The organism is Burkholderia territorii (genome assembly GCF_902833055.1).
Taxonomy (GTDB): Bacteria; Pseudomonadota; Gammaproteobacteria; order Burkholderiales; family Burkholderiaceae; genus Burkholderia; species Burkholderia territorii.
On sequence record NZ_CADFEJ010000005.1, the window covers coordinates 68,051 to 89,445 of the forward strand.

Sequence of the window (21,395 nt, forward strand, 5' to 3'; positions counted from 1 at the left end):
GACCGTCCAATACTTTTGGTCTCGCTTTTTCATACCTGACAGGTATTGAAATCGGCTGAAGATAGCGAAATATTGCAGTGCGCCATACCAATTTTGTCTGGTTGTCAGCGCTGGAAGGCTTGATGGGAGGCGCGGGAGGGTTTCGGCGCGCCGCATCGCGAACGGGGAGCGACGGGCCGGCCGGCGGTTGGCGACGTCAGCGGAAATCGACATCCGGGGCGGGTGGATCAGGGTTTTCCTGATGGGCAGGCGGTGTGGCCGGCCGCCCATCTTCCGCACGAACGCGCCACGATCCGGCCACGTCCCCGCGGCCCGGTCAGTGCGGCGGCGAAAGACGCCTGAAGCGCTTCCACAGCGTCTGCAACGTCCGATGATCGGCAGCCACGCGGGCGGTCAGAAAGCCTCGCGCAAAGGCCGCGCCCGGCGCGGCGGCGGGCGACGTGCGAGGCAGCGCCTTCAGAAGCCGGTCCGCGACGACGGCATCGTTGCGCCAGCCCAGATCGTCCTGAAGCGCGGTCAGCGCGCCGACGTATGACTTGACGGCCCGTTTGGAACAGAGTGACGCGAAGAATTCGGTCGCGTATCGGACTTTCTTCGCGGCGATGCGGGCACGGTGACGACGGTGATCGTCGAGATCGGCCAGACCCTTGCCGCGTTTGATCAGCTTGCGGTGCCGCCGACGCAGCACATCGACGGCAAACTCCGTCGCCGGCCGATCGATCGCCTCGCGCTGCGCGTCGGACATCCCGTCTCGCCAGCCTCGTCGGCTCGCCCACGACGCGAGTTGCAACGCGAGCCGCGTGTAGCGGACCGACTCGACCGCCTCGGCCGCGCGCTGCCGGTTCCTGACCGCGATCTGCTCGCACGCGTCGCGGGCCGCACGAACGTCGTCGGGATGGCCGTTCGCGCCGACCTGTTCTAGGGTGGATCCCGCAAGCACCTCCCAGTCCCGCGCGGTGCCCAATTCGGACGCGATCCAGCGCAGTTCGTCGTCAAGGCCCGGAATCGCGGGAATCACCTTCTCGAACAGGTCGAGGGCGGAACGCAAGCGCCGCAGCCCGACGCGCATCTGATGGACGCATGACGGATCGTGCCCCGACGCGACGCCTCGTTCGTTCGCATTGATCTGGTCCAGACAGTTGCTCGCGATGCGGCGAAATGCGTCTTCGATCGAATCGCGCTTCTTCAGTCGCACCGGTCGCGCCTTGACCGCCGGTCGGTGCTCGCCGACGAGCAGCCCGTAGCCGAGATCGGCCTTGCTGTCGCGATCGATCCGCAACGGCACGACGTCGAGCAATGCCCGCGCGACGCCGTACAGGCTTTCCGGCTCACCGTGCTTCAGCTCCAGTTCGACGGCGGCGATCGGGACCGAGCCCGGCTCCGCGTCGACGGTGCCCTTGTCGAGCGCGACCTCGAGTTCATCGCCGGACGGCAGGCGCAGCGGAACCACCGAGCGCCTGATCCGCGTGACGAATACCGGCTTGAGCTGGCTGGCCGTGGCCGCATCGCGCACGAGCCTGCCGCAGTCGCTGTCCTCGGGGATGTGCGCCTGCAGCGGCTCGAGATCGGGAACGTCGCCATCGACCGGCATTTCGAACTCGTCCCTGTCGAACAGCCCGGCCTGCGCCGCTCCTTCCAGCTTCAACGTCTGAATCCTGCCGTCGCCGCTCGCGCGCACCCGCAGCGACGCGCCGCACCGGTGAAAGGCCAGCGCGGGCGTATCGAAGTAGGTGCTCGTCAGCTGTTGCGACGTGCCGGCGCGCCCGGCTTGCGCGAGCAACGGCGCGTGACGCAGCCTGTCGAGGTCCTTTGCGGAGATCCGCAGTTTCAACTCGCGTTCCATACCGCCTCCGAAGTGCGTATCCATCGTGCTGGCTACGCCGGATCGGCCGGGCTGCCGGCCATGCGCGCGACGGGAACGGCCATCGCGAAGGATCCGGTCGCGCACGTCGGCGCCGTTCCGGGCGAACGGCAACATGGCCACGCGGCCACGTCATGGACGAACCGGCACGAACGCGCAAGGCGGCGCATGTCGCGTGCCTGCGCGCCGGACGGCATCGGTCACGGGTTGAAGGCGTCGAGGCGATCGGTCACGGTTTGAAGGCGCCAACGTGTCGCATCAAGGAGTCGGCGACCTTGCCGCAGCCGCGCGGCCGACAGCGACGGCGGATTACGCCACCGCCCGTCGCTCATGCAGCCGCAACGCGGCCCACGCGATGCCGGCGGAGACGATCCCGACCACCCCGCCGAACGTGCCGATCCACGGCAGGCCGAAATCCCCGGCGATATGGTTGCCGAGCAGCGCGCCGGCACCGATGCCGACGTTGTACAGCCCGGAAAAGATCGACACCGCGAGATCGGTCGCCTCGGGCGCGAGCTTCAGCACCCAGGCCTGCATCGCGAGCCCGAAGCAGACGATCGCGCCGCCCCACACCAGCGTGTGCACCGACAGCGTGACGATATTCAGCGCGCTCGGGAACAGGATCAGCAGACACGCCGACAGCGCGATGATCGATGCGAGCAGGAAATCGGCCGGCCGCTCCGGAAATACGCGGTTGAAACAGATCGCGGCCGGCAAGCCGGCGACGCCGAACAGGATCAGCACGTAGGTAATCCGGCTGCTGCTCGCATGATTGACGCTCTGCACGAACGGCTCGATGTACGTGTACGACGTGAAATGCGCGGACACGACCAGCACGGTGATCGCGTACAACGACACCAGCGCCGGCTTCCTGAGAAACATGCCGATGCTGGACAGCGATCCGGCGCCCTGGCTGGGCAACGCCGGCAGCGTGGCGCGCAGCATCAGCAGCGCGACGGCCGCCGCGCCGCCGATCACGAGGAACGTCACGCGCCAGCCGAGCGCCTCGCCGATCACGCGCCCGAGCGGAATGCCGGCGACCATCGCGATCGCCGAGCCCATCGCCAGCAGGCTCAACGCGCGGCTTTTCCGGTCGCTCGGCGCAAGGCGCACGGCCAGCGGAACGGAAATCGACCAGAACACCGCATGCGCGCACGCGATGCCGAGCCGGCCGATCATCAGCACCGTGAAATTCCACGCGACGCCGGTGACGACGTGGCTGCCGATGAACACCAGCAGCGCACCGCTCAGCAGCTTGCGGCGCTCGACGTGGCGCGTGACGAACGTGAGCGGCAGCGACACGACGGCAACGGCCCACGCATAGATCGTCAGCATCAGGCCGACGTCGGTCGGCTGCATGCGCAGGCTGTCGCCGATCGCGCTCAACAGCGCGACGGGCACGAATTCGGTGGTGTTGAAGATGAAGGCAGTGAGTGCCAGGGCCACGACGCCCCACCACGACTGTTCGGAACTGACGGCGTCCGGAGTTGCCATACGGGAATTCGACGAGGGTTGGAGGCGCGTGCGGCGCGGGCAGCCTGCCCGGCGCATCGGCGCCCGGCACATCGGCGCGATTGTACCAGCGGCAAATGACACGCCGGTGCCGGCCGCGGCGCCGGGACATGGCGATGACACGGCCGTGCGCCGATAATGCGTCGAAGGACTTTTCGCGGACGATTCGCCCGAACCTCATCGGGCCAGGAGATTCACATGCGCATTGAAACGTCGTTTCTGTTCGATCTCGACGGCACGCTCGTCGACAGCGTCTACCAGCACGTGCTCGCATGGAAGGAAGCGCTCGACGCCGAGGGCATCGAGCTGTCGGTGTGGCGCATCCACCGCAAGATCGGGATGAGCGGCGGCCTGTTCCTGAACCAGCTGCTGCGCGAGACGGCCGGCGACATCGACGCCGAGCGCGTCGAGCGGCTCGCGCGGCTGCACGCCGCCGCTTACCAGCGGCTGCGCGCGCAGGTCCGGCCGCTGCCCGGCGCGCGCGAGCTGCTGGCCGCGCTGTCGAACGCGGGCATCCGCTGGGCGATCGCGACCAGCGGGCGGATGGAAACCGCGGCGATCAATCTGGAAGCGCTCGGCGTCGATCCGGCGAAGAACGTGGTCGTCACGCGCGACCAGGTCAAGTATGCGAAGCCGGATCCCGATCTGTTCGTCACGGCCGCTGCAAAGCTGAACGTGCCGATCGAGCACACGGTGGTGGTCGGCGACAGCATCTGGGACATGCTCGCCGCGAGCCGCTGCCGCGCGCTAGGCGTCGGCTTGCTGTCGGGCGGCTACGGCAGCGACGAGCTGGAACGCGCGGGCGCGCTGCGCGTGTACGACGATCCGGCGGACCTTTTGTGGCACCTCGACGAGATCGCGGCGCGGCCGTGATGCGCGACGGCGCTACACGGTCCGCCTGACGAGCATCGCGCGAATCTCCGAGATCGCCTTGGTCGGATTGAGCCCTTTCGGGCACACGTCCGTGCAGTTCATGATCGTGCGGCAGCGGAACAGCCGATACGGGTCCTCGAGATCGTCGAGCCGCCGGGCCGTCGCGAGATCGCGCGAATCGGCGATGAACCGGTACGCCTGCAGCAGGCCGGCGGGCCCGACGAACTTGTCCGGGTTCCACCAGTAGCTCGGGCACGACGTCGAGCAACACGCGCACAGGATGCATTCGTACAGCCCGTCGAGCTGATCGCGCTCGTCGGGCGACTGCAGCCGCTCGCGCTCCGGCGGCATCGTATCGTTGATCAGGTACGGGCGGATCGAATGGTACTGGTTGAAGAAATCCGTCATGTCGACGATCAGGTCGCGCACCACGGGCAATCCCGGCAGCGGCCGCAGCACGATTTCGCGCGGTAGCGTCTTCATGTTCGTCAGGCACGCCAGGCCGTTCTTGCCGTTGATGTTCATCGCGTCCGAGCCGCAGATGCCCTCGCGGCACGAGCGCCGATACGACAGCGTCTCGTCCTCGCGCTTCACGCGGCCGAGCACGTCGAGCAGCATCCGGTCGTCGGGCGTCACGTCGATGTCGTAACGCTGCATGTACGGCGCGGTGTCGCGGTCGGGATCGTAGCGGTAGATCTGGAGCGTGCGCGGATCGTTCATGGGTCCTCCCGGCGCGGCGCCGGCGTGCGTTCAGGCAATGCGCGAGCCGCGCGCAAGCGCCATGCCGGCCGGCCGGCTCGCGCGCGGTCGACCCGCGCGCCGCCGCGTCAATCGTCGTCGACGCGCTTGTCGACCAGATAGCGTCCGCGCTCGACGCCCGCGCGCAGCGCCTCGTCCTCGGTCAGCCATTCGGGGCCGACCGGCTCCGGCACATACAACTCGATGCGCGCGCCATCCACGTACACCTGCACTTCATCGGCCCATGCGCCGCGTTCGTTGCGCCGCGCCCATACGCGGATCTCGTGGCCGCGATACGGGTCGCGGACCTGTGCGTCCTGTTGATGTTGCATCCTGGCCCCCTGTGCTTATCTGCGATGGCGATGCAAAAAATGCGCGCCGCATGATCGCCGCGCGCGCCGTGGGGCCTGCGCGCACGAGGCGTGCCCGCTATCCGGGAATCCGGCACGCACCTTGCATCCTCCTTGCGCATCGAACGCTCCGGAACACCGGACAAAAAAAGGAGGCCACGATGATCGGCCATGTCGAACTCCTCGGACGCCTGCTGCTCGCCGCCCTGCTCGGCAGCGTGATCGGGCTCGAACGCGAACGGCTCAACTGGGCCGCCGGCCTGCGCACGCACATGCTGGTGTGCGTCGGCTCGGCGCTCGTGATGCTCGTCTCCACCTTCGGCTTCGAAGACGTACGCGGACAGAACGGCGTCGTGCTCGATCCGTCGCGGGTCGCCGCACAGGTGGTGTCCGGCATCGGCTTTCTCGGCGCCGGCTCGATCCTGCTGCGCGGCGAGGTCGTGCGCGGGCTGACGACGGCCGCGAGCCTGTGGGCGGTGGCCGGCGTCGGTCTCGCGGCGGGCGGCGGCATGTACGTCGCGTCGATCGGCGCGACGGCGATCGTCCTCGCGATCCTCGCGGGCGTGAAGCCGATCGAGCGCCGCTTCATCGCGCAGCGCCAACAGCGCACGCTGCGGCTCGTCGTCGAGCGCGGCGGCCTCACGCTCGGCACGCTGCACGACACGCTCGGCACCGGCCGCGTGCGCGTGAAACGGTTCATCGTCCAGCAGTCCGACGACGATCCGGACACCGACGACATCTCGGTGTCGTTCTCCCGCACGAGCGGCGCGGAATTTGCGGCGATCTGCGAGGCGCTGCAGGGCATCGCCGGCGTGCGAACCTGCAGGCCCGACACCTCGTCAAGGAGTTTCGTGTGACCCAGACCGAATTGCTCTCCTACCTCGTGACGAGCCAGCTGACCGCGCGCATGCGCGGCGGCACATGGCTCACTACCGGCCAGGTGGTCGGCGCGCTGCGCGCATGGCTCGCGTGCCATCACGTCGAATGCGGCTGGCTCGACCGGATCCGGATCGCGGCCGCGTCCACCACGATCGCGCAAGGCATCTACGAGATCGCGGCCGCGTACGGCGATCCCGACAGCGGCGAACGCATCCGGATCGACGCCGATTCGCCGGAACTGCGGGCGCTGCGCGCGCGTTGCGACGCGCTGCTGCAACGCATCGACGGCGAGCCGGGGGGCGATGCCCGATGATCGTGCCGGACCGCATGCCGCGCGCCGCATTCGCGACGGCGGGCCCCGACGGCGCAGTGGCCGATCCCTCGCACACGAACGAGCCGGCAAGACACGGGCTGCTCGAATGCGGGCGCAACTGCGACACGATCCGCGATGCGGACCGCTTCGCGATGCTGGTGGACGGCGACGCGTATTTCGCGACGCTGCGCGCCGCACTGCGGCGCGCGCGCCACACCGTGTTCATCGTCGGCTGGGACGTCGACAGCCAGATGCGGCTGTCGCCTGCCGGCGCCGACGACGGCCTGCCCGACACGCTCGCCGCCTTCCTCCACGCGCTCGCGACCGCGCGGCACAACCTGCGCATCTACGTGCTCGCGTGGGACTTCGCGATGATCTACGCGCTGGAGCGCGACTGGCCGCCCGTCTATCGTGCCGCGTGGCGCGCGCACCGCGGCATCCGCTTTCGCCTCGACGACACGCATCCGCGCGGCGCGTCGCATCACCAGAAGCTCGTGGTGATCGACGACCGCCTCGCGTTCGTCGGCGGGCTCGACCTGACGCGCGCACGCTGGGACACGCCCGCGCACGCGGCCGACGATCCGCGCCGCCGCGACGCACAGGGGATGCCGTACGCGCCGTTTCACGACGTGCAGGCGATGTTCGACGGCGACGCGGCCGCCGCGATCGGGGAGCAGGCACGCTCGCGCTGGTTCAACGCGTGCGGACGCCGGATCGCGATCCGCGCGCGGCGGCATCTCGAGCGTGACGAGGACGTCGACCCGTGGCCGCCCGACGCGCGCGTCGACCTGCGCGACATCCGGCTCGGCATCGCGTACACGGCGCCGCGTCACCGCGACCGCGAGCCGGTGCGTCAGGTGCGCGCGCTCGTCGAGGACGCGATCCGCGCCGCGCGGCGCCACCTGTACATCGAAAACCAGTACCTCACCGCGACGGTGGTGCGCGAGACGCTGTCCGCGCGGCTGGCCGACGTCGACGGGCCGGACGTGACGGTCGTCGCGCCGCGCGTGCAGAGCGGCTGGCTGCAGGAAGCGACCATGGGCGTGCTGCGCGCGCGGCTGCACGCCACGCTCAAGTCTGCCGACCGCTTCGACCGCTACCGGCTGCTGTATCCGCACGTCGACGGCCTCGGCGATGCGTGCGTGAACGTGCACAGCAAGATCCAGATCGTCGACGACGAATGCATTGTGATCGGCAGCGCGAACCTGAACAACCGGTCGATGGTGCTCGACACCGAATGCTGCATCGCGCTCGTCGCGGCCGGCGAGCCACGGATCCGTGCCGCGATCGCGGGCATGCGCGACCGCCTGCTGGCCGAACATCTCGGCACGACGCCGGAGGCCGTCGCCGCTGCGCTCGCGCAAGCCGGCCGGCCCAACGCCGCGCTCGACCGGTTGCGCGCGAAACCGGGCCGCACGTTGCGCACGCTCGACCCGGTCGTGACGCCGCAGCTCGACGCGCTGGTGCCGGTCAGCGCACGGCTCGACCCCGAGCAGCCGATCGAGCCGGACCGGTTCGTCCGCGAATTCGTGCCGCACGAACAGCACCGCTCGCTGACCGCGCGCTTCTTCGTGCTCGGCGCGGCCGTGCTGCTGATCGCGGCACTCGCGCTCGCGTGGCGCTTCTCGCCGCTCGGCAAGGCGCTGAACGTCGCGTCGCTCGCGCAAGCGGCCACCCACGCCGCGCAACTGCCGGGCGCACCCGCGCTGCTGCTGGCCGGTTACGTGGTCGCGGCAACGCTGTCGGTGCCGATCACGCTGCTGATCACCGTCACGGGCCTCGTGTTCGGCGCGTGGCCGGGTTTCGCGTATGCGTCCGCCGGCACGATGGTGGCCGCCGCCGCGACCTACGGAATCGGCCGCTGGCTCGGCCGCGACGCGGTGCGCCGGCTCGCCGGCGCGCGCGCGAACCGGCTCAGCGAGCACATCGGCCGGCGCGGCGTGATCGCGATGGCCGTGCTGCGCCTGCTGCCGGTCGCGCCGTTCACCATCGTGAACCTCGTTGCCGGCGCATCGCACATCGGCCTGCGCGACTTCCTGGTCGGCACAGCGATCGGCATGCTGCCCGGCGTCGTGCTGACCGTCACGTTCGCGCACCAGCTGACCGCCGCATTCAGCCATCCCGGGCCCCGCGCGTTCGCGTGGCTCGCGGCGATCGGCGTCGTATTGGTCGGGGTGTCGGTGCTGCTCGTCAGGGTGCTGCGACGATGGCGCTGAGCCGGCAGCCGGCCCCGCCGCCGGACATCGTCGCGTCGGACGGCCCGCCCGCCGCCGCGCCGGGCGGGCGCGACCTGCGGATCGCGACGTACAACATCCGCGGCGGCTACGGCGCATGGCCCGCGCGCGCGGCCGACCGGATCGCGGCGGTCATCCACGAACTCGATGCCGACGTGGTCGCGCTGCAGGAGGTGCCGCTCGGCGGAACGCGCGCGCCCGACGTGCTCGCGCACCTGCGCGACGCGACCGGCATGCACGCGGTGGCCGGGCCGACCATCGACACGCCGGAGCGCCGCTACGGCAATGCCGTGCTGTCGCGCTGCCCGATCCGCGCGGCACGCACGCTCGACCTGTCGTTCCATCAGCGCGAACCGCGCGGCGCGCTCGACGCGGACATCGACTGCGGCGCGGGCACGCTGCGCGTGGTCGCGACCCATCTCGGGCTGTCGGCAAACGAACGCAGCGCGCAGGTCCAGCGGCTGCTGGCCGCGTTCGACACCGGCACGATGCCGGTGATCCTGATGGGCGACATCAACGAATGGTTCGTGCGCGGCCGCGCGCTGCAGGCGCTGGTCACGCGGTTTCGCCGCGCGCCGGCGCCGCGCACGTTCCCGACGCTGTACCCGGTGTTCTCGCTCGACCGGATCTGGATCCATCCGGGCGAATTGCTGATCGACGTGAACGTGCATCGCAGCATGTTGGCCCGGCGCGCGTCGGATCACTACCCGCTCGTGGCGCGAATGCGTGTCGCTTCGCCGCCTGGCACGCCGCTTGCGCACGCGTCGCACCGCGTTGACGAATCCTGACGGAGCCTGCCCATGCGAACCGACGAACTCGCCGGAACCGCCCTCGACTACTGGTGCGCGCGCGCATTGTGCGCGGACGACGAAGACACGCTGTGCTTCACGGCCGTCGACCCGCAGCTGATCGTGACCGCCGCGTGCGATGCGTTGCGGCGCCTCGACGCGCATTTCGCGCCCTCCACGTCGTGGGCCGACGCGGGCGCCGTGCTCGATCGCGTCGGCGACTTGCGGATCGCGCGGCGCGGCGACGGCGTCGAATGCGACGCATGCTTCATCGACGGCCCGTCGACCTGCGCGGCGCGCGCGCCCGACGTGCGCACCGCGCTGCTGCGCGCATTCGTGCGGGCGCGCTTCGGCGACGATGTCGACGCCCCGCCGTCGTTCGCGCACCGGATCGAGCGCGGCGCGCCCGTGCGTTACGACCCCGGCGTGCCGCTTCCCGAATCGGACGACGATCCGGCCGTCGGCGAAAGCTCGGACATCCGCTCGATTCCGCGCATGTGACGGAGGTCGTGCCGCCGGCTACGCCGCGCGCATGCTCCAGCGGCCGTACAGCGTTCATGTAAAAACGACAGAGGAATCGGCACCCTGCATCCGCACATCCATGGCCGCACGGGGCGCCGCGCCGCAGGCACGCGGGTTGCGGCGCACCGCCGTTACCGTTCGCCGCCGCCCGCCCACGCCATTCCATGAACGTCACGCCACCCTTCGCCCCACACCTCTATTTCTGCGATGCCCGCGTCGTCGGTCCGCTCGACGCGTGGCCGGACATGTTCGCGCACGTCGCGGGCATGGGCTTCGATCACGTGCTGATCGGCGGCTTCTGGGCCGCCAGCGTCGCGGGGTTCCCACGCCACGTCGCCGACTTCCACCGGCCGGCCGCGACCTTCGCGACGCGCGCCGGTGCGCTCGAGACGTTCTCGCGGCTCGCGCAGCTCGCGCACGGCCACGGGCTGCGCGTGATGCTCGAAGTGATACCGGACCGCATCGCGCGCGAGAACCCGCTGCGTGCCGAACACCCCGGCTGGTACGTCGAGCGCTCGCACGACGACGCGCTGATCGATCCGCGCCGCGCCGCCCACGAACTCGACGTCGCGCATGCCCAGGTCGGCGAGGACGCCGCCCACGATGCACTCGGCGCATGGTGGGTCGCGCATCTCGCCGCGTTCGCGGACGCCGGCGCGACCGGCTTCCTGATCGACGCACCACATCATCTGCCGGCCGCGTGGTGGCCGGGTTGGCGCGCGGCGCTGCGTCGCGCGCGCCCGGACGTCGCGGTGCTGGCCGGCGTACCGGGCCATGCGCGCGACGCACTCGCGCAATTCGAGGCGGCCGGCTTCGACGCCGTGTTCTCGTCGGTGCGCTGGTGGGATCTGCGTTCGCCGTGGTTCGCGGACGAACACCGGCTGCTGCGCCGCATCGGCTCGCCGATCGCGTTTCCCGACGCGTACGACGGCCCGCGCCTCGCCGACGACTGGAACGACGCGCCGGACGAAACGGTCGCCCGCGCGTACCGCCGCGCGTTGTGGACGGCCGCGGCGGTCGGCACCGGCTGGCTCGTGCCGATGGGTTTCGAGCGCGGCGTCACGCTGCCGCTGATGGCGCGCGATGCGGACGCGACGCGCTATCGCGCCGCGTTCGACGGTGCGCGCTTCGACCTGTCCGGCGCGATCGCCGACGCGAATGCGTGGCGCCGCGCGACGCCGCTCGCGGCAGAGCGCGGCGAAATCGTGCAACTGAGCGCCCCCGGCGCGGCCGCGACCGCGCTGCTGCGCGGCACGGGCCCGTCGCTCGAACACGACGATGCGGCACTCCTGATTGCGCTGAATCCCGATCTCGATGACGAAGCGACCGTCGACCCCGCCACGATCCTGCCCGGGGTGCCAGGCGCCTTCACGCACGTCGCGCCACCGGACGGCACGCCGCGCAACGCGCCCGTCGCGTTGCCGGCCTTCACGCTCGAACCCGGCGGTCATGCGCTGCTCGACGCACGGCGCGCGCCGCCCGCGACCGCGCGTGCCGATACCGCGCGCGAGCGGACCGCGCTGTCCGCCGCGCTCGCGGCCGACCGGATCGCGATCGAGCGCGTCGAGCCCGCGGTGGACGGCGGCCGCTTCGCGATCAAGCGCGTGATCGGCGAAACGCTGGTCGTGCACGCGTCGATCTTCTCGGACGGGCATGCGCATCTGTCGGCCGCGCTGCAGTGGCGGGCGGACGACGAGCGCGACTGGCGCGAGGTGCCGTTCGTCGCGGAGCCGAACGACCGCTGGCACGCGCGCGTCGCGCTCGACCGGCTCGGACGCCATGCATTCCGCGTGATCGCATGGCGCGACGACTGGGCATCGCTCGTCACCGACGTGGCGAAAAAGCGTGCGGCCGGGCAGGACGTGGCGCTGGAGGTGCGTGAGGCGCAACTGCTGCTCGCGACCGCGCTGAAGCGCGGCGAGCCGGCCGATCCGCGCGCTCGTGCCCGGATGGAACGGCTGGCGGCCGACTTCAACGATGCGTCGCCCGACGATCGCCTCGCGCTCATCGGCGCGCCCGAACTCGCGGACGCATACGCGGCGCTGCGTTACCGGCCGTTCGTCACGCACGACGAAACGGTCTACCCCGTCGAAGTCGAACGCCGCGCCGCGCGCTTCTCGAGCTGGTACGAGATGTTCCCGCGCTCGGCAAGCAACGACGCGCACCGGCACGGCACGTTCGACGACGTGATCGCGCAATTGCCGCGCATCCGCGACATGGGCTTCGACGTGCTGTATTTCCCGCCGATCCACCCGATCGGCACGACCGCGCGCAAGGGCCGCAACAACTCGCTGAAGGCCGGGCCGGACGACGTCGGCAGCCCGTACGCGATCGGCTCGGCCGACGGCGGCCACACGGCCGTGCATCCGCAACTCGGCACGCTCGCGTCGTTCCGCACGCTGGTCGATGCGGCACGCGCGCACGGGCTCGAGATCGCGCTGGACTTCGCGATCCAGTGCTCGCCCGACCATCCGTGGCTCGCCGAGCATCCGGGCTGGTTCGCGTGGCGCCCCGACGGCTCGCTGCGCTTCGCGGAAAATCCGCCGAAGCGCTACCAGGACATCGTGAATCCCGATTTCTACGCGCCGGACGCGCTGCCCGACCTGTGGCTCGCGTTGCGCGATGCGGTGCTGTTCTGGGTCGACGCGGGCGTGCGGATCTTCCGCGTCGACAACCCGCACACGAAGCCGCTGCCGTTCTGGGCATGGATGATCGCCGACGTGCGCGGCAGGCATCCGGACGTCGTGTTCCTGTCGGAGGCGTTCACGCGGCCGGGCATGATGTACCGGCTCGCGAAGGTCGGCTTCTCGCAGTCGTACACGTACTTCACGTGGCGCGAGACGAAGCGCGAATTCATCGACTACCTGACCGAGCTGACGGCGGGCCCGCCACGCGAGTTCTTCCGGCCGAACTTCTTCGTGAACACGCCCGACATCAATCCGCGCCACCTGCAGAACGCGCCGCGCTCGCAGTTCGTGATCCGCGCGGCGCTCGCCGCGACGCTCGCCGGCTCGTGGGGCCTGTACTCGGGCTTCGAGATCGGCGAATCCGCGCCGCTGCCGGACAGCGAGGAATACGCCGACGCGGAGAAATACGAGCTGCGCGCGCGTGACTGGAGCAAGGCCGCGCACATCGGCACCGAAATCGCGCGGCTGAACCGCGCGCGGCGCGAGCATCCGGCGCTGCAGACCCACCTCGGTCTTGCATTCGCCGACGCCGACAACGACCAGGTCATCGTATTCGTGAAGGCGACGCCCGCGTACGACAGCGTCGTCGCCGTCGCGATCAGCCTCGACCCGTGGCATCCGCAGGCCACCAACTTCACGCTCGACGCATCGCTGTGGCGCGGCCTCGGGCTGGTCGACGGCGAGCCGCTCGACGCGCTCGAACAGGATGCCGCGCATGCCGAAACCTGGCGCGGGCATCGCCAGTACGTATCGCTCGACCCGCACGTGCGGCCGTATGCGATCTGGCGGCTCGCGCCGTCTCCCGGCGCCGCGCGAGTGGCGGCGCCCGCGCCGGGCGATGCCCGGCATCCTTCAGGAGCACACGCCTGATGAATCGCGAAGACTCCCTCGACGACGTGCGCCGCGCGCAATTCCCGTCGCTCGCACCGGCCGGCACGCCGCGCCGGCGCCGTTCGCGGCGCCGCGCGCCCGCACTCTGCGCGGACGATCCGCTGTGGTACAAGGACGCGATCATCTACCAGGTGCACGTGAAGTCGTTCTACGACTCGAACAACGACGGGATCGGCGACTTCCCCGGCCTGATCATGAAGCTCGACTACATCGCCGAGCTCGGCGTCGACACGATCTGGCTACTGCCGTTCTATCCGTCGCCGCGCCGCGACGACGGCTACGACATCGCCGACTACCGCGACGTGCATCCCGACTACGGCACGCTGGCCGACGTGCGGCGCTTCATCCGCGAAGCGCACGCGCGCGGGATCCGCGTGATCACCGAGCTGGTGATCAACCACACGTCGGACCAGCACCCGTGGTTCCAGCGCGCGCGGCGCGCGAAACCGGGCTCGATGTATCGCGACTATTACGTGTGGTCCGACACCGACACGAAATACGCGGGCACGCGGATCATCTTTCTCGACACCGAAACGTCGAACTGGACGCACGATCCGATCGCCGGCCAGTATTACTGGCACCGCTTCTACTCGCACCAGCCGGACCTGAACTTCGACAATCCGGCCGTCGTGCGCGAGGTGCTGCAGGTGATGCGCTTCTGGCTCGATCTCGGCATCGACGGGCTGCGGCTCGACGCGGTGCCGTATCTGGTCGAGCGCGAAGGCACCAACAACGAGAACCTGCCGGAGACGCACGCGATCCTGAAGCGCATCCGCGCGACGATCGACGCCGAGTATCCGAACCGGATGCTGCTCGCGGAAGCGAACCAGTGGCCGGAGGACGTGCAGGAATACTTCGGCCACGAGGACGAATGCCACATGGCGTTCCACTTTCCACTGATGCCGCGCATCTACATGTCGATCGCGAGCGAGGACCGCTTCCCGATCGTCGACATCATGCGGCAGACCCCGGCGCTCGCGCCGAGCAACCAGTGGGCCGTGTTCCTGCGCAACCACGACGAGCTGACGCTCGAGATGGTGACCGACTCCGAGCGCGACCTGTTGTGGCAAACCTATGCGTCCGACCGGCGCGCGCGGCTCAACCTCGGCATCCGGCGCCGCCTCGCGCCGCTGATGGAGCGCGACCGGCGCCGCATCGAGCTGATCAACTCGCTGCTGCTGTCGATGCCCGGCACGCCGGTGATCTACTACGGCGACGAACTCGGCATGGGCGACAACATCCACCTCGGCGACCGCGACGGCGTGCGCACGCCGATGCAATGGTCGTCGGACCGCAACGGCGGCTTCTCGCGCGCGGACCCGGAACTGCTGGTGCTGCCGCCCGTGATGGGCTCGCTGTACGGCTACGACGCGGTCAACGTCGAGGCGCAGACGCGCGACCCGCATTCGCTGCTGAACTGGACGCGCCGCATCCTGGCGACGCGTCGCGCGACGCAGTCGTTCGGGCGCGGCACGATCCGCTTCCTGCGCCCCGAGAACCGCAAGGTGCTCGCCTACCTGCGCGAACTCGAAGGCCACGAGACGGTGCTGTGCGTCGCGAACCTGTCGCGCTCGTCGCAGGCGGTCGAACTCGACCTGTCCGAATTCGCGGGCCGCGTGCCGATCGAGATGACGTCGGACTCGCCGTTTCCGCCGATCGGGCAGCTCACGTACCTGCTCACCTTCCCGCCGTACGGATTCCTGTGGTTCGTGCTGTCCGAGCATGGCCGCGAGCCGTCGTGGCGGCAGCCGCACGCGGAGCCGCTGCCCGAGTACGTGACGATCGTGATGCGGCGCGGCGACGCGCGGCCGGACGTCGGGCAGCTGCACGCGCTCGCGCACGATGCGCTCGCGTCGTGGCTCGCGCGGCGGCGCTGGTTCGCGTCGAAGGACCGCAAGATCGGCGATGCGTGGCTGAATGTCGTCACGCCGATACCGGACGAGCCGTTCCAGTACGCGGAGGCGTGGGTGTCCGCGAGCGACGGCCGCGTCGAGCGCTACGTCGTGCCGCTCGCCGCCGCGTGGGGCGGCGAGACGTCGCATCCGCTGTTCGCCCAGCTCGCGCTCGCGCGCGTTCGGCGCGGCCACACGGTCGGCTACCTGACCGATGCATTCGCGCTGCCCGCATTCGCGCGCGGGATGCTGCGCAAGCTGCGCGACGGCGCAACGGTGCCGACCTCCGATGGCGGCCACCTCGAGTTCCTGCCCGAGCAAGCACTTGCCGCGCTCGATCCCGGCGACGACGCCGAAGTGCGCTGGCTCGCCGCCGAACAGAGCAACAGCTCGCTCGTGATCGGCGACCAGATCGTGCTGAAGCTGGTGCGCAAGGTCGCGCACGGCGTCCATCCGGAAGCCGAGATGAGCCGCCACCTGACGCGGATCGGTTACGCGAACACCGCGACGCTCGCGGGCGAGGTCGTGCACGTCGATCCGGACGGCTCGCCGCATACGGTCGCGATCCTGCAGCGCTACGTCGACAACCAGGGCGACGCGTGGACGCGCTCGTTCGACTTCCTGAAACGCGCGGTCGACGAGCTCGCGCTGCCGGCCGTCGCCGACGGCGAAGCGGCCGAGCCCGACGAGGAGCCGGACGCGCTGCTCGGCTACGCGGCGTTCGCGGGCATCGTCGGCACGCGGCTCGGCCAGTTGCACGTGGCGCTCGCGCAGCCGTCCGACGACCCGGCGTTCACGCCGGAGCGCGCGACGCCCGAACACGTCGACGGCTGGACCTTCGATGCGATCGCGTCGTTCAGGCACGCACTCGACGTGCTGGCCACCCGCCTCGATGCGCTCGAAGCGCTCGATCCGGCGGCGCGTGCGGCCGCCGACACGTTGCTCGCGTCGCGCGACGCAGCCGTGCAGGCGCTCGGCGAGCTGGTGCCGCGCACGCTCGACGCGCAATGCACGCGGATTCACGGCGATTTTCATCTCGGCCAGGTGCTCGACGTGCAGGGCGACGCGCTGCTGATCGACTTCGAGGGCGAGCCCGCGCGCCCGCTCGAGCGGCGCCGCGCGAAGTCGCACCCGCTGCGCGATGTGGCCGGGTTCCTGCGCTCGCTCTCGTACGTGAGCGCGACCGCGCAATTCGCGATCGAAAAGGCGCCGCCGCAGGCGGCCGGCCGCAAGCGTGCGCTGTTCGACCGCTTCGGGCAGGCCGCCGCCGACCGCTTCGTCGAATGCTATCGCGCGGCTGCCGACCAGGCGCCCGAACGCTTCGTCGACCCGCGCTACGCCGATCGCCTGCTCGCGCTGTTCCTGATCGACAAGGCGTCGTACGAGCTCTGCTACGAAGCGTCGAACCGGCCCGACTGGCTCGGCGTGCCGGTCAGCGGGCTCGCCGCGCTCGTCGAACGATTGCTGGATGCGAAACGCGCATCCGACCACGGAGGTACCCGATGACCGACACGCTGTTCGACCGCCGCGATATCGATGCGCTGCTCGCCGGCCGCCATCCGGACCCGTTCGCATGCCTCGGCCCGCATGCGGATGCCGGGCGGACCGTCGTGCGCGCACTGCTGCCCGGCGCGCGGCGCGTGCGCGCGGTCACGCCCGACGGCGACGAACTCGGCACGCTCGCGTGCGTCGACGACGCCGGCTGCTTCGCCGGGACGATCGCGCGCGACGGGCACTACCAGCTGGCGATCGACTGGCCCGGCGCGCGGCAGGTGACCGACGACGCGTATGCGTTCGGCACGCTGCTCGACGACGCCGCGCTGGCCCGCTTCGCGGCCGGCGACCCGGGCGCCGTGCTCGACTGCCTCGGCGCGACGCCCATCCGGATCGACGGCGTCGACGGCGTGCGGTTCGCCGTGTGGGCGCCGAACGCGCAGCGCGTGTCCGTGGTCGGCGATTTCAATAGCTGGGACGGCCGCCGTCATCCGATGCGGCTGCGGCGACCCTGGGGCGTGTGGGAACTGTTCGTGCCGGGCATCGGTGCCGGCGAGCACTACAAATACGAGCTGTGCGCGGCAGACGGCCGCGTGCTGCCGCACAAGGCCGACCCGTGCGCGCGCGCGACCGAAGCGCCGCCGCGCACCGCGTCCGTCGTCGCCGACACGGCCGCGCTCGACGGCTTCGCGTGGCACGACGACGGCTGGCTCCACGCGCGGCCGGATCCTGACCGGCGCTTTCGCGTCCCGTGGTCGATCTACGAGGTCCATCCGGAGTCGTGGCAGCGCGTGCCCGAGGAAATGGACCGCAGCGCAACCTGGGACGAGCTCGCGGAGCGGCTGATCCCGTACGTGCGCGGCATGGGCTTCACGCACGTGGAATTCATGCCGATTTCCGAGTATCCGTTCGGCGGCTCGTGGGGTTACCAGCCGCTCGCGCAATTTGCGCCGTCCGCGCGCTTCGGCCCGGTCGACGGCTTCGCGCGCTTCGTCGATCGCGCGCATGCGGCCGGCATCGGCGTGATCGTCGACTGGGTACCCGCGCACTTCCCCAACGATCCGCACGGTCTCGCGCAGTTCGACGGCACCGCGCTGTACGAGCACGCCGATCCGCGCGAAGGCATGCATCCCGACTGGAACACCTGCGTGTTCAACCTCGGCCGCAACGAGGTCGGCGCGTTCCTCATCGCGTCGGCGCTCGCGTGGGCGCGGCGCTATCACGTCGACGGGATCCGCGTCGACGCGGTCGCATCGATGCTGTACCGCGACTATTCGCGCAAGGAAGGCGAATGGGTGCCGAACGTGCATGGCGGGCGCGAGAATCTCGAAGCGGTCGCGTTCCTGCGCACGCTGAACGACACGCTGCATGGCGCGCTCGCGCCGGCCGGCGTCGTCACCTTCGCCGAGGAATCGACCGCGTGGCCGGGCGTCACCGCGTCGACCGGCGGCGGCGGGCTCGGCTTCGACTTCAAGTGGAACATGGGCTGGATGCACGACACGCTCGCGTATCTGCACGAGGATCCGATCCATCGCCGCTATCACCACGACCGGATGACGTTCGGGCTCGTCTATGCGTTCTCCGAACGATTCGTGCTGCCGCTGTCGCACGACGAGGTCGTGCACGGCAAGGGCTCGCTCGCCGCGAAGATGCCCGGCGACGCATGGCAGCGGCTCGCGACGCTGCGCGCGTACTTCGGTTTCATGTGGGCGCACCCCGGCAAGAAACTGCTGTTCATGGGCGGCGAATTCGCGCAATGGTCCGAGTTCGCGCACGACGCGACGCCGCATTGGGACCTGCTCGACGCGCCCGCGCATCGCGGCGTGCAACGGCTCGTGCGCGATCTCAACCGTGCATACGCGGCCGAACCGGCGCTCCATGCGCTCGACTGCCATGCCGCCGGCTTCGCGTGGCTGATCGGCGACGATCGCGACAACAGCGTGTTCGCGTTCGCGCGCCGCGACGATACCGGACGCCTCGTCGTCGCGATCAGCAACTTCACGCCCGTGCCGCGCGCCGGCTATCGCATCGGGCTGCCCGCACCCGGCCAGTGGCGCGAACTGATGAACACCGATGCCGCCGTGTACGGCGGCACCAACGCCGGCAACGACGGCGCCGTGTGGGCGGAAGCCGTGCCCGCGCATGGCGAGTCGTGGTCGGCCGTATTGCGCCTGCCGCCGCTGGCGACGTTATGGCTGAGTCCGGCTTGACACCCGGCGCCCTCGACACGGAGACCCTCCCCATGCCGACCGCCCTGCCACCCCGACTCGATCCCGGCCGCCCCTATCCACTCGGCGCGACCTGGGACGGTCTCGGCACCAACTTCGCGGTGTTTTCCGCGCATGCGCACCGCATCCAGCTGTGCGTGTTCGACCCGACCGGACGCAAGGAACTTGCGCGGCTCGACCTGCCCGAATGCACCGACGAGGTGTGGCACGGCTACCTGCCGAACGCGCATCCGGGCACCGTGTACGGCTTTCGCGCGGACGGACCGTACCAGCCGCAGCACGGCCACCGCTTCAATCCGACCAAGCTGCTGCTCGATCCGTACGCGCGCAAGCTGGTCGGTCATTTCCGCTGGTCGGACGCGCTGTTCGGCTATCGCGTGCACTCGAACCGCGCGGACCTGTCGATGGACCGCCGCGACTCGGCGCCCGCGATGCCGAAGGCCGTGGTCGTCGACGAGGCATTCGACTGGCGCACCGACCGGCGCCCGGACGTCCCGTGGCGCAGCACCGTGATCTACGAGACCCATGTGCGCGGCGCGTCGATGCGCCGCCCCGGGCTGCGCGCGCCGGAGCGCGGCACTTTCGCGTCGCTCGCGCATCCAGCGTTCATCGATCACCTGCTGTCGATCGGCGTGACGACCATCGAGCTGCTGCCCGTGCACGCGTTCCTGCAACAGCGCGCGCTCGTGAATCGCGGGCTGCGCAACTACTGGGGCTACGACACGGCCGCATTCTTCGCGCCCGAGCCGTCGTATCTGTCGACGCGACGGCTCGACGAAATGCGCATCGCGATCCGGCAGCTGCACGCGGCCGGCATCGAGGTCGTGCTCGACGTCGTCTACAACCACACGTGCGAAGGCAACGAGCTCGGCCCGACGCTGTCGTGGCGCGGCCTCGACAACGCGAGCTACTACCGGCTGCGGCCCGACGACCCGCGTTATCACGTCGACGAGACCGGCTGCGGCAACACGCTGAACATGTCGCATCCGCGCGTCGTGCAGATGGTGATGGACTCGCTGCGCTACTGGGCCACCGCGTTCAATATCGACGGCTTCCGTTTCGATCTCGGCGTGACGCTGGGCCGCGAGGATCATGGCTTCGAACCGGGCGCCGGGTTTTTCGACGCGCTGCGGCAGGACCCGGTGCTCGCGCAGCGCAAGCTGATCACCGAGCCGTGGGATCTCGGGCCCGGCGGCTATCAGCTCGGCCGCCACCCGCCCGGCTTCGCCGAATGGAACGACCGCTTTCGCGACACGGTGCGGCGCTTCTGGCGCGGCGATGCGGGGCAGCGCCCGGAGCTCGCCGCGCGCCTCGCGGGCTCCGCTGACCTGTTCAACCATCAACGGCGCCGCACGTGGGCGTCGGTGAACTTCATCACCGCGCACGACGGCTTCACGCTCGCCGATGTCGTGTCGTATGCGCACAAGCACAACGACGCGAACGGCGAGGACAACCGCGACGGCCGCGACGACAACTGCAGCGCGAACTGGGGCGTCGAAGGCGCCACCGACGACGCGTCGATCCGCGACCTGCGCGCGCGGGTCGCGCGCTCGATGCTCGCGACGTTGTTTACCGCGCTCGGCACGCCGATGATCGTCGCCGGCGACGAATTCGGCCGCACGCAGCACGGCAACAACAACGCGTATTGCCAGGACAACGAACTGTCGTGGCTCGACTGGGAGCTTGCGCACAGCGACGAAGGCGTGCAGATGATGCGCTTCGTGTCGCGGCTCGCCGCGATGCGGCGCATGTATCCGGTGATGTCCGCGCCGCAATATCCGTCGGGCGACCGCGACGGCGCGCCCGGCATGCACGAGATCGACTGGTTCGACGAACACGGCGACGCGCTCAGCGTGCCGGCGTGGGAGGACGGCGAGCGCCGCGCGCTGACGATGCGCCGTGTCGGCACGGGCCGCACCGGGCGCACCGAGGCGTTGCTCGTGATGCTGAACGCGTCGACCGAGGCCATCACGTTCAGGCCGCCCGCGCCGATGCTCGACTACCGCGTGCTGCTCGACACCGCGACACCCGACGCCGGCCCGCGTTCATGGCCGGAGGCCGGCCTCGACGTCGCCGCGCACGCCGCCGTGATCGCGGTCGCGGCCGTGCCGCCCGACCAGCCCTCGTGAGGAG

General features: G+C 70.2%; 14 protein-coding genes. 10 read left to right on the forward strand and 4 right to left on the reverse strand.

Going from position 1 to position 21,395, the window contains the following annotated elements; genetic code table 11:
• Window positions 1-316: 316 nt before the first annotated feature.
• Entirely contained in the window at window positions 317-1,843 is a 1,527-nt protein-coding gene (locus tag HW466_RS12370; protein ID WP_151005225.1) for a CYTH and CHAD domain-containing protein, read from the reverse strand.
• 327 nt (window positions 1,844-2,170) lie between these two features.
• On the reverse strand, window positions 2,171-3,355 hold the full coding sequence (locus tag HW466_RS12375) for a sugar transporter (RefSeq protein ID WP_059452372.1): 1,185 nt from the start codon (window positions 3,353-3,355) through the stop codon (window positions 2,171-2,173).
• A gap of 216 nt (window positions 3,356-3,571) precedes the next feature.
• On the opposite strand from HW466_RS12375, the gene HW466_RS12380 reads away from it, so the two are divergent.
• Window positions 3,572-4,246, forward strand: a complete 675-nt coding sequence (locus HW466_RS12380; protein ID WP_059505106.1) for an HAD family hydrolase — start codon at window positions 3,572-3,574, stop codon at window positions 4,244-4,246.
• 12 nt (window positions 4,247-4,258) lie between these two features.
• Here the strand turns inward: HW466_RS12380 and HW466_RS12385 are convergent, their stop codons facing one another.
• Both HW466_RS12385 and HW466_RS12390 read right to left on the reverse strand, forming a co-directional pair.
• On the reverse strand, window positions 4,259-4,966 hold the full coding sequence (locus HW466_RS12385) for a succinate dehydrogenase/fumarate reductase iron-sulfur subunit (RefSeq protein ID WP_151007184.1): 708 nt from the start codon (window positions 4,964-4,966) through the stop codon (window positions 4,259-4,261).
• A 107-nt stretch (window positions 4,967-5,073) separates the two neighbouring features.
• A complete protein-coding gene (locus HW466_RS12390) occupies window positions 5,074-5,316 on the reverse strand; it encodes a DUF6566 family protein (RefSeq protein WP_059452369.1) in 243 nt (80 codons plus the stop codon).
• Window positions 5,317-5,495: 179 nt separating this feature from the next.
• On the opposite strand from HW466_RS12390, the gene HW466_RS12395 reads away from it, so the two are divergent.
• The 9 genes from HW466_RS12395 (at window position 5,496) to glgX (ending at window position 21,391) form a co-directional block, all read left to right on the forward strand.
• On the forward strand, window positions 5,496-6,191 hold the full coding sequence (locus HW466_RS12395; RefSeq protein WP_059452368.1) for an MgtC/SapB family protein: 696 nt from the start codon (window positions 5,496-5,498) through the stop codon (window positions 6,189-6,191).
• Entirely contained in the window at window positions 6,188-6,526 is a 339-nt protein-coding gene (locus HW466_RS12400; RefSeq protein ID WP_059452367.1) for a hypothetical protein, read from the forward strand. The genes HW466_RS12395 and HW466_RS12400 overlap by 4 nt, the downstream gene beginning before the upstream one ends.
• Window positions 6,523-8,742: a VTT domain-containing protein gene (locus HW466_RS12405; RefSeq protein WP_174905786.1), complete on the forward strand. Its 2,220-nt coding sequence runs from the start codon at window positions 6,523-6,525 to the stop codon at window positions 8,740-8,742. The genes HW466_RS12400 and HW466_RS12405 overlap by 4 nt, the downstream gene beginning before the upstream one ends.
• A complete protein-coding gene (locus tag HW466_RS12410; RefSeq protein ID WP_059505113.1) occupies window positions 8,733-9,548 on the forward strand; it encodes an endonuclease/exonuclease/phosphatase family protein in 816 nt (271 codons plus the stop codon). The genes HW466_RS12405 and HW466_RS12410 overlap by 10 nt, the downstream gene beginning before the upstream one ends.
• 12 nt (window positions 9,549-9,560) lie before the next feature.
• Window positions 9,561-10,049 carry a phage protein NinX family protein gene (locus tag HW466_RS12415; RefSeq protein ID WP_059452364.1) on the forward strand — a complete coding sequence of 163 codons (489 nt, stop codon included), beginning with the start codon at window positions 9,561-9,563 and terminating at the stop codon, window positions 10,047-10,049.
• 185 nt (window positions 10,050-10,234) lie between these two features.
• Window positions 10,235-13,627, forward strand: coding sequence for a maltotransferase domain-containing protein (locus tag HW466_RS12420; RefSeq protein WP_174905785.1), 3,393 nt, complete (start codon window positions 10,235-10,237; stop codon window positions 13,625-13,627).
• Complete coding sequence (treS, locus tag HW466_RS12425; RefSeq protein WP_060135731.1) at window positions 13,627-17,046, forward strand: maltose alpha-D-glucosyltransferase; 3,420 nt, start codon at window positions 13,627-13,629, stop codon at window positions 17,044-17,046. Before HW466_RS12420 ends, treS begins: the two co-directional genes overlap by 1 nt.
• Complete coding sequence (glgB, locus tag HW466_RS12430) at window positions 17,043-19,244, forward strand: 1,4-alpha-glucan branching protein GlgB (RefSeq protein ID WP_174905784.1); 2,202 nt, start codon at window positions 17,043-17,045, stop codon at window positions 19,242-19,244. Before treS ends, glgB begins: the two co-directional genes overlap by 4 nt.
• Before the next feature lie 32 nt (window positions 19,245-19,276).
• Window positions 19,277-21,391, forward strand: a complete 2,115-nt coding sequence (gene glgX / locus HW466_RS12435; RefSeq protein ID WP_151006162.1) for a glycogen debranching protein GlgX — start codon at window positions 19,277-19,279, stop codon at window positions 21,389-21,391.
• Window positions 21,392-21,395 lie beyond the last annotated feature (4 nt).

Excerpts from the sequence above, each read along its gene's own strand:
- HW466_RS12370 (WP_151005225.1), bottom strand. The coding sequence starts at position 1,843 with ATGGAACGCGAGTTGAAACTGCGGATCTCCGCAAAGGACCTCGACAGG.
- HW466_RS12375 (WP_059452372.1), bottom strand. The coding sequence starts at position 3,355 with ATGGCAACTCCGGACGCCGTCAGTTCCGAACAGTCGTGGTGGGGCGTC.
- HW466_RS12380 (WP_059505106.1), top strand. The coding sequence starts at position 3,572 with ATGCGCATTGAAACGTCGTTTCTGTTCGATCTCGACGGCACGCTCGTC.
- HW466_RS12385 (WP_151007184.1), bottom strand. The coding sequence starts at position 4,966 with ATGAACGATCCGCGCACGCTCCAGATCTACCGCTACGATCCCGACCGC.
- HW466_RS12390 (WP_059452369.1), bottom strand. The coding sequence starts at position 5,316 with ATGCAACATCAACAGGACGCACAGGTCCGCGACCCGTATCGCGGCCAC.
- HW466_RS12395 (WP_059452368.1), top strand. The coding sequence starts at position 5,496 with ATGATCGGCCATGTCGAACTCCTCGGACGCCTGCTGCTCGCCGCCCTG.
- HW466_RS12405 (WP_174905786.1), top strand. The coding sequence starts at position 6,523 with ATGATCGTGCCGGACCGCATGCCGCGCGCCGCATTCGCGACGGCGGGC.
- HW466_RS12410 (WP_059505113.1), top strand. The coding sequence starts at position 8,733 with ATGGCGCTGAGCCGGCAGCCGGCCCCGCCGCCGGACATCGTCGCGTCG.
- HW466_RS12415 (WP_059452364.1), top strand. The coding sequence starts at position 9,561 with ATGCGAACCGACGAACTCGCCGGAACCGCCCTCGACTACTGGTGCGCG.
- HW466_RS12420 (WP_174905785.1), top strand. The coding sequence starts at position 10,235 with ATGAACGTCACGCCACCCTTCGCCCCACACCTCTATTTCTGCGATGCC.
- treS (WP_060135731.1), top strand. The coding sequence starts at position 13,627 with ATGAATCGCGAAGACTCCCTCGACGACGTGCGCCGCGCGCAATTCCCG.
- glgB (WP_174905784.1), top strand. The coding sequence starts at position 17,043 with ATGACCGACACGCTGTTCGACCGCCGCGATATCGATGCGCTGCTCGCC.
- glgX (WP_151006162.1), top strand. The coding sequence starts at position 19,277 with ATGCCGACCGCCCTGCCACCCCGACTCGATCCCGGCCGCCCCTATCCA.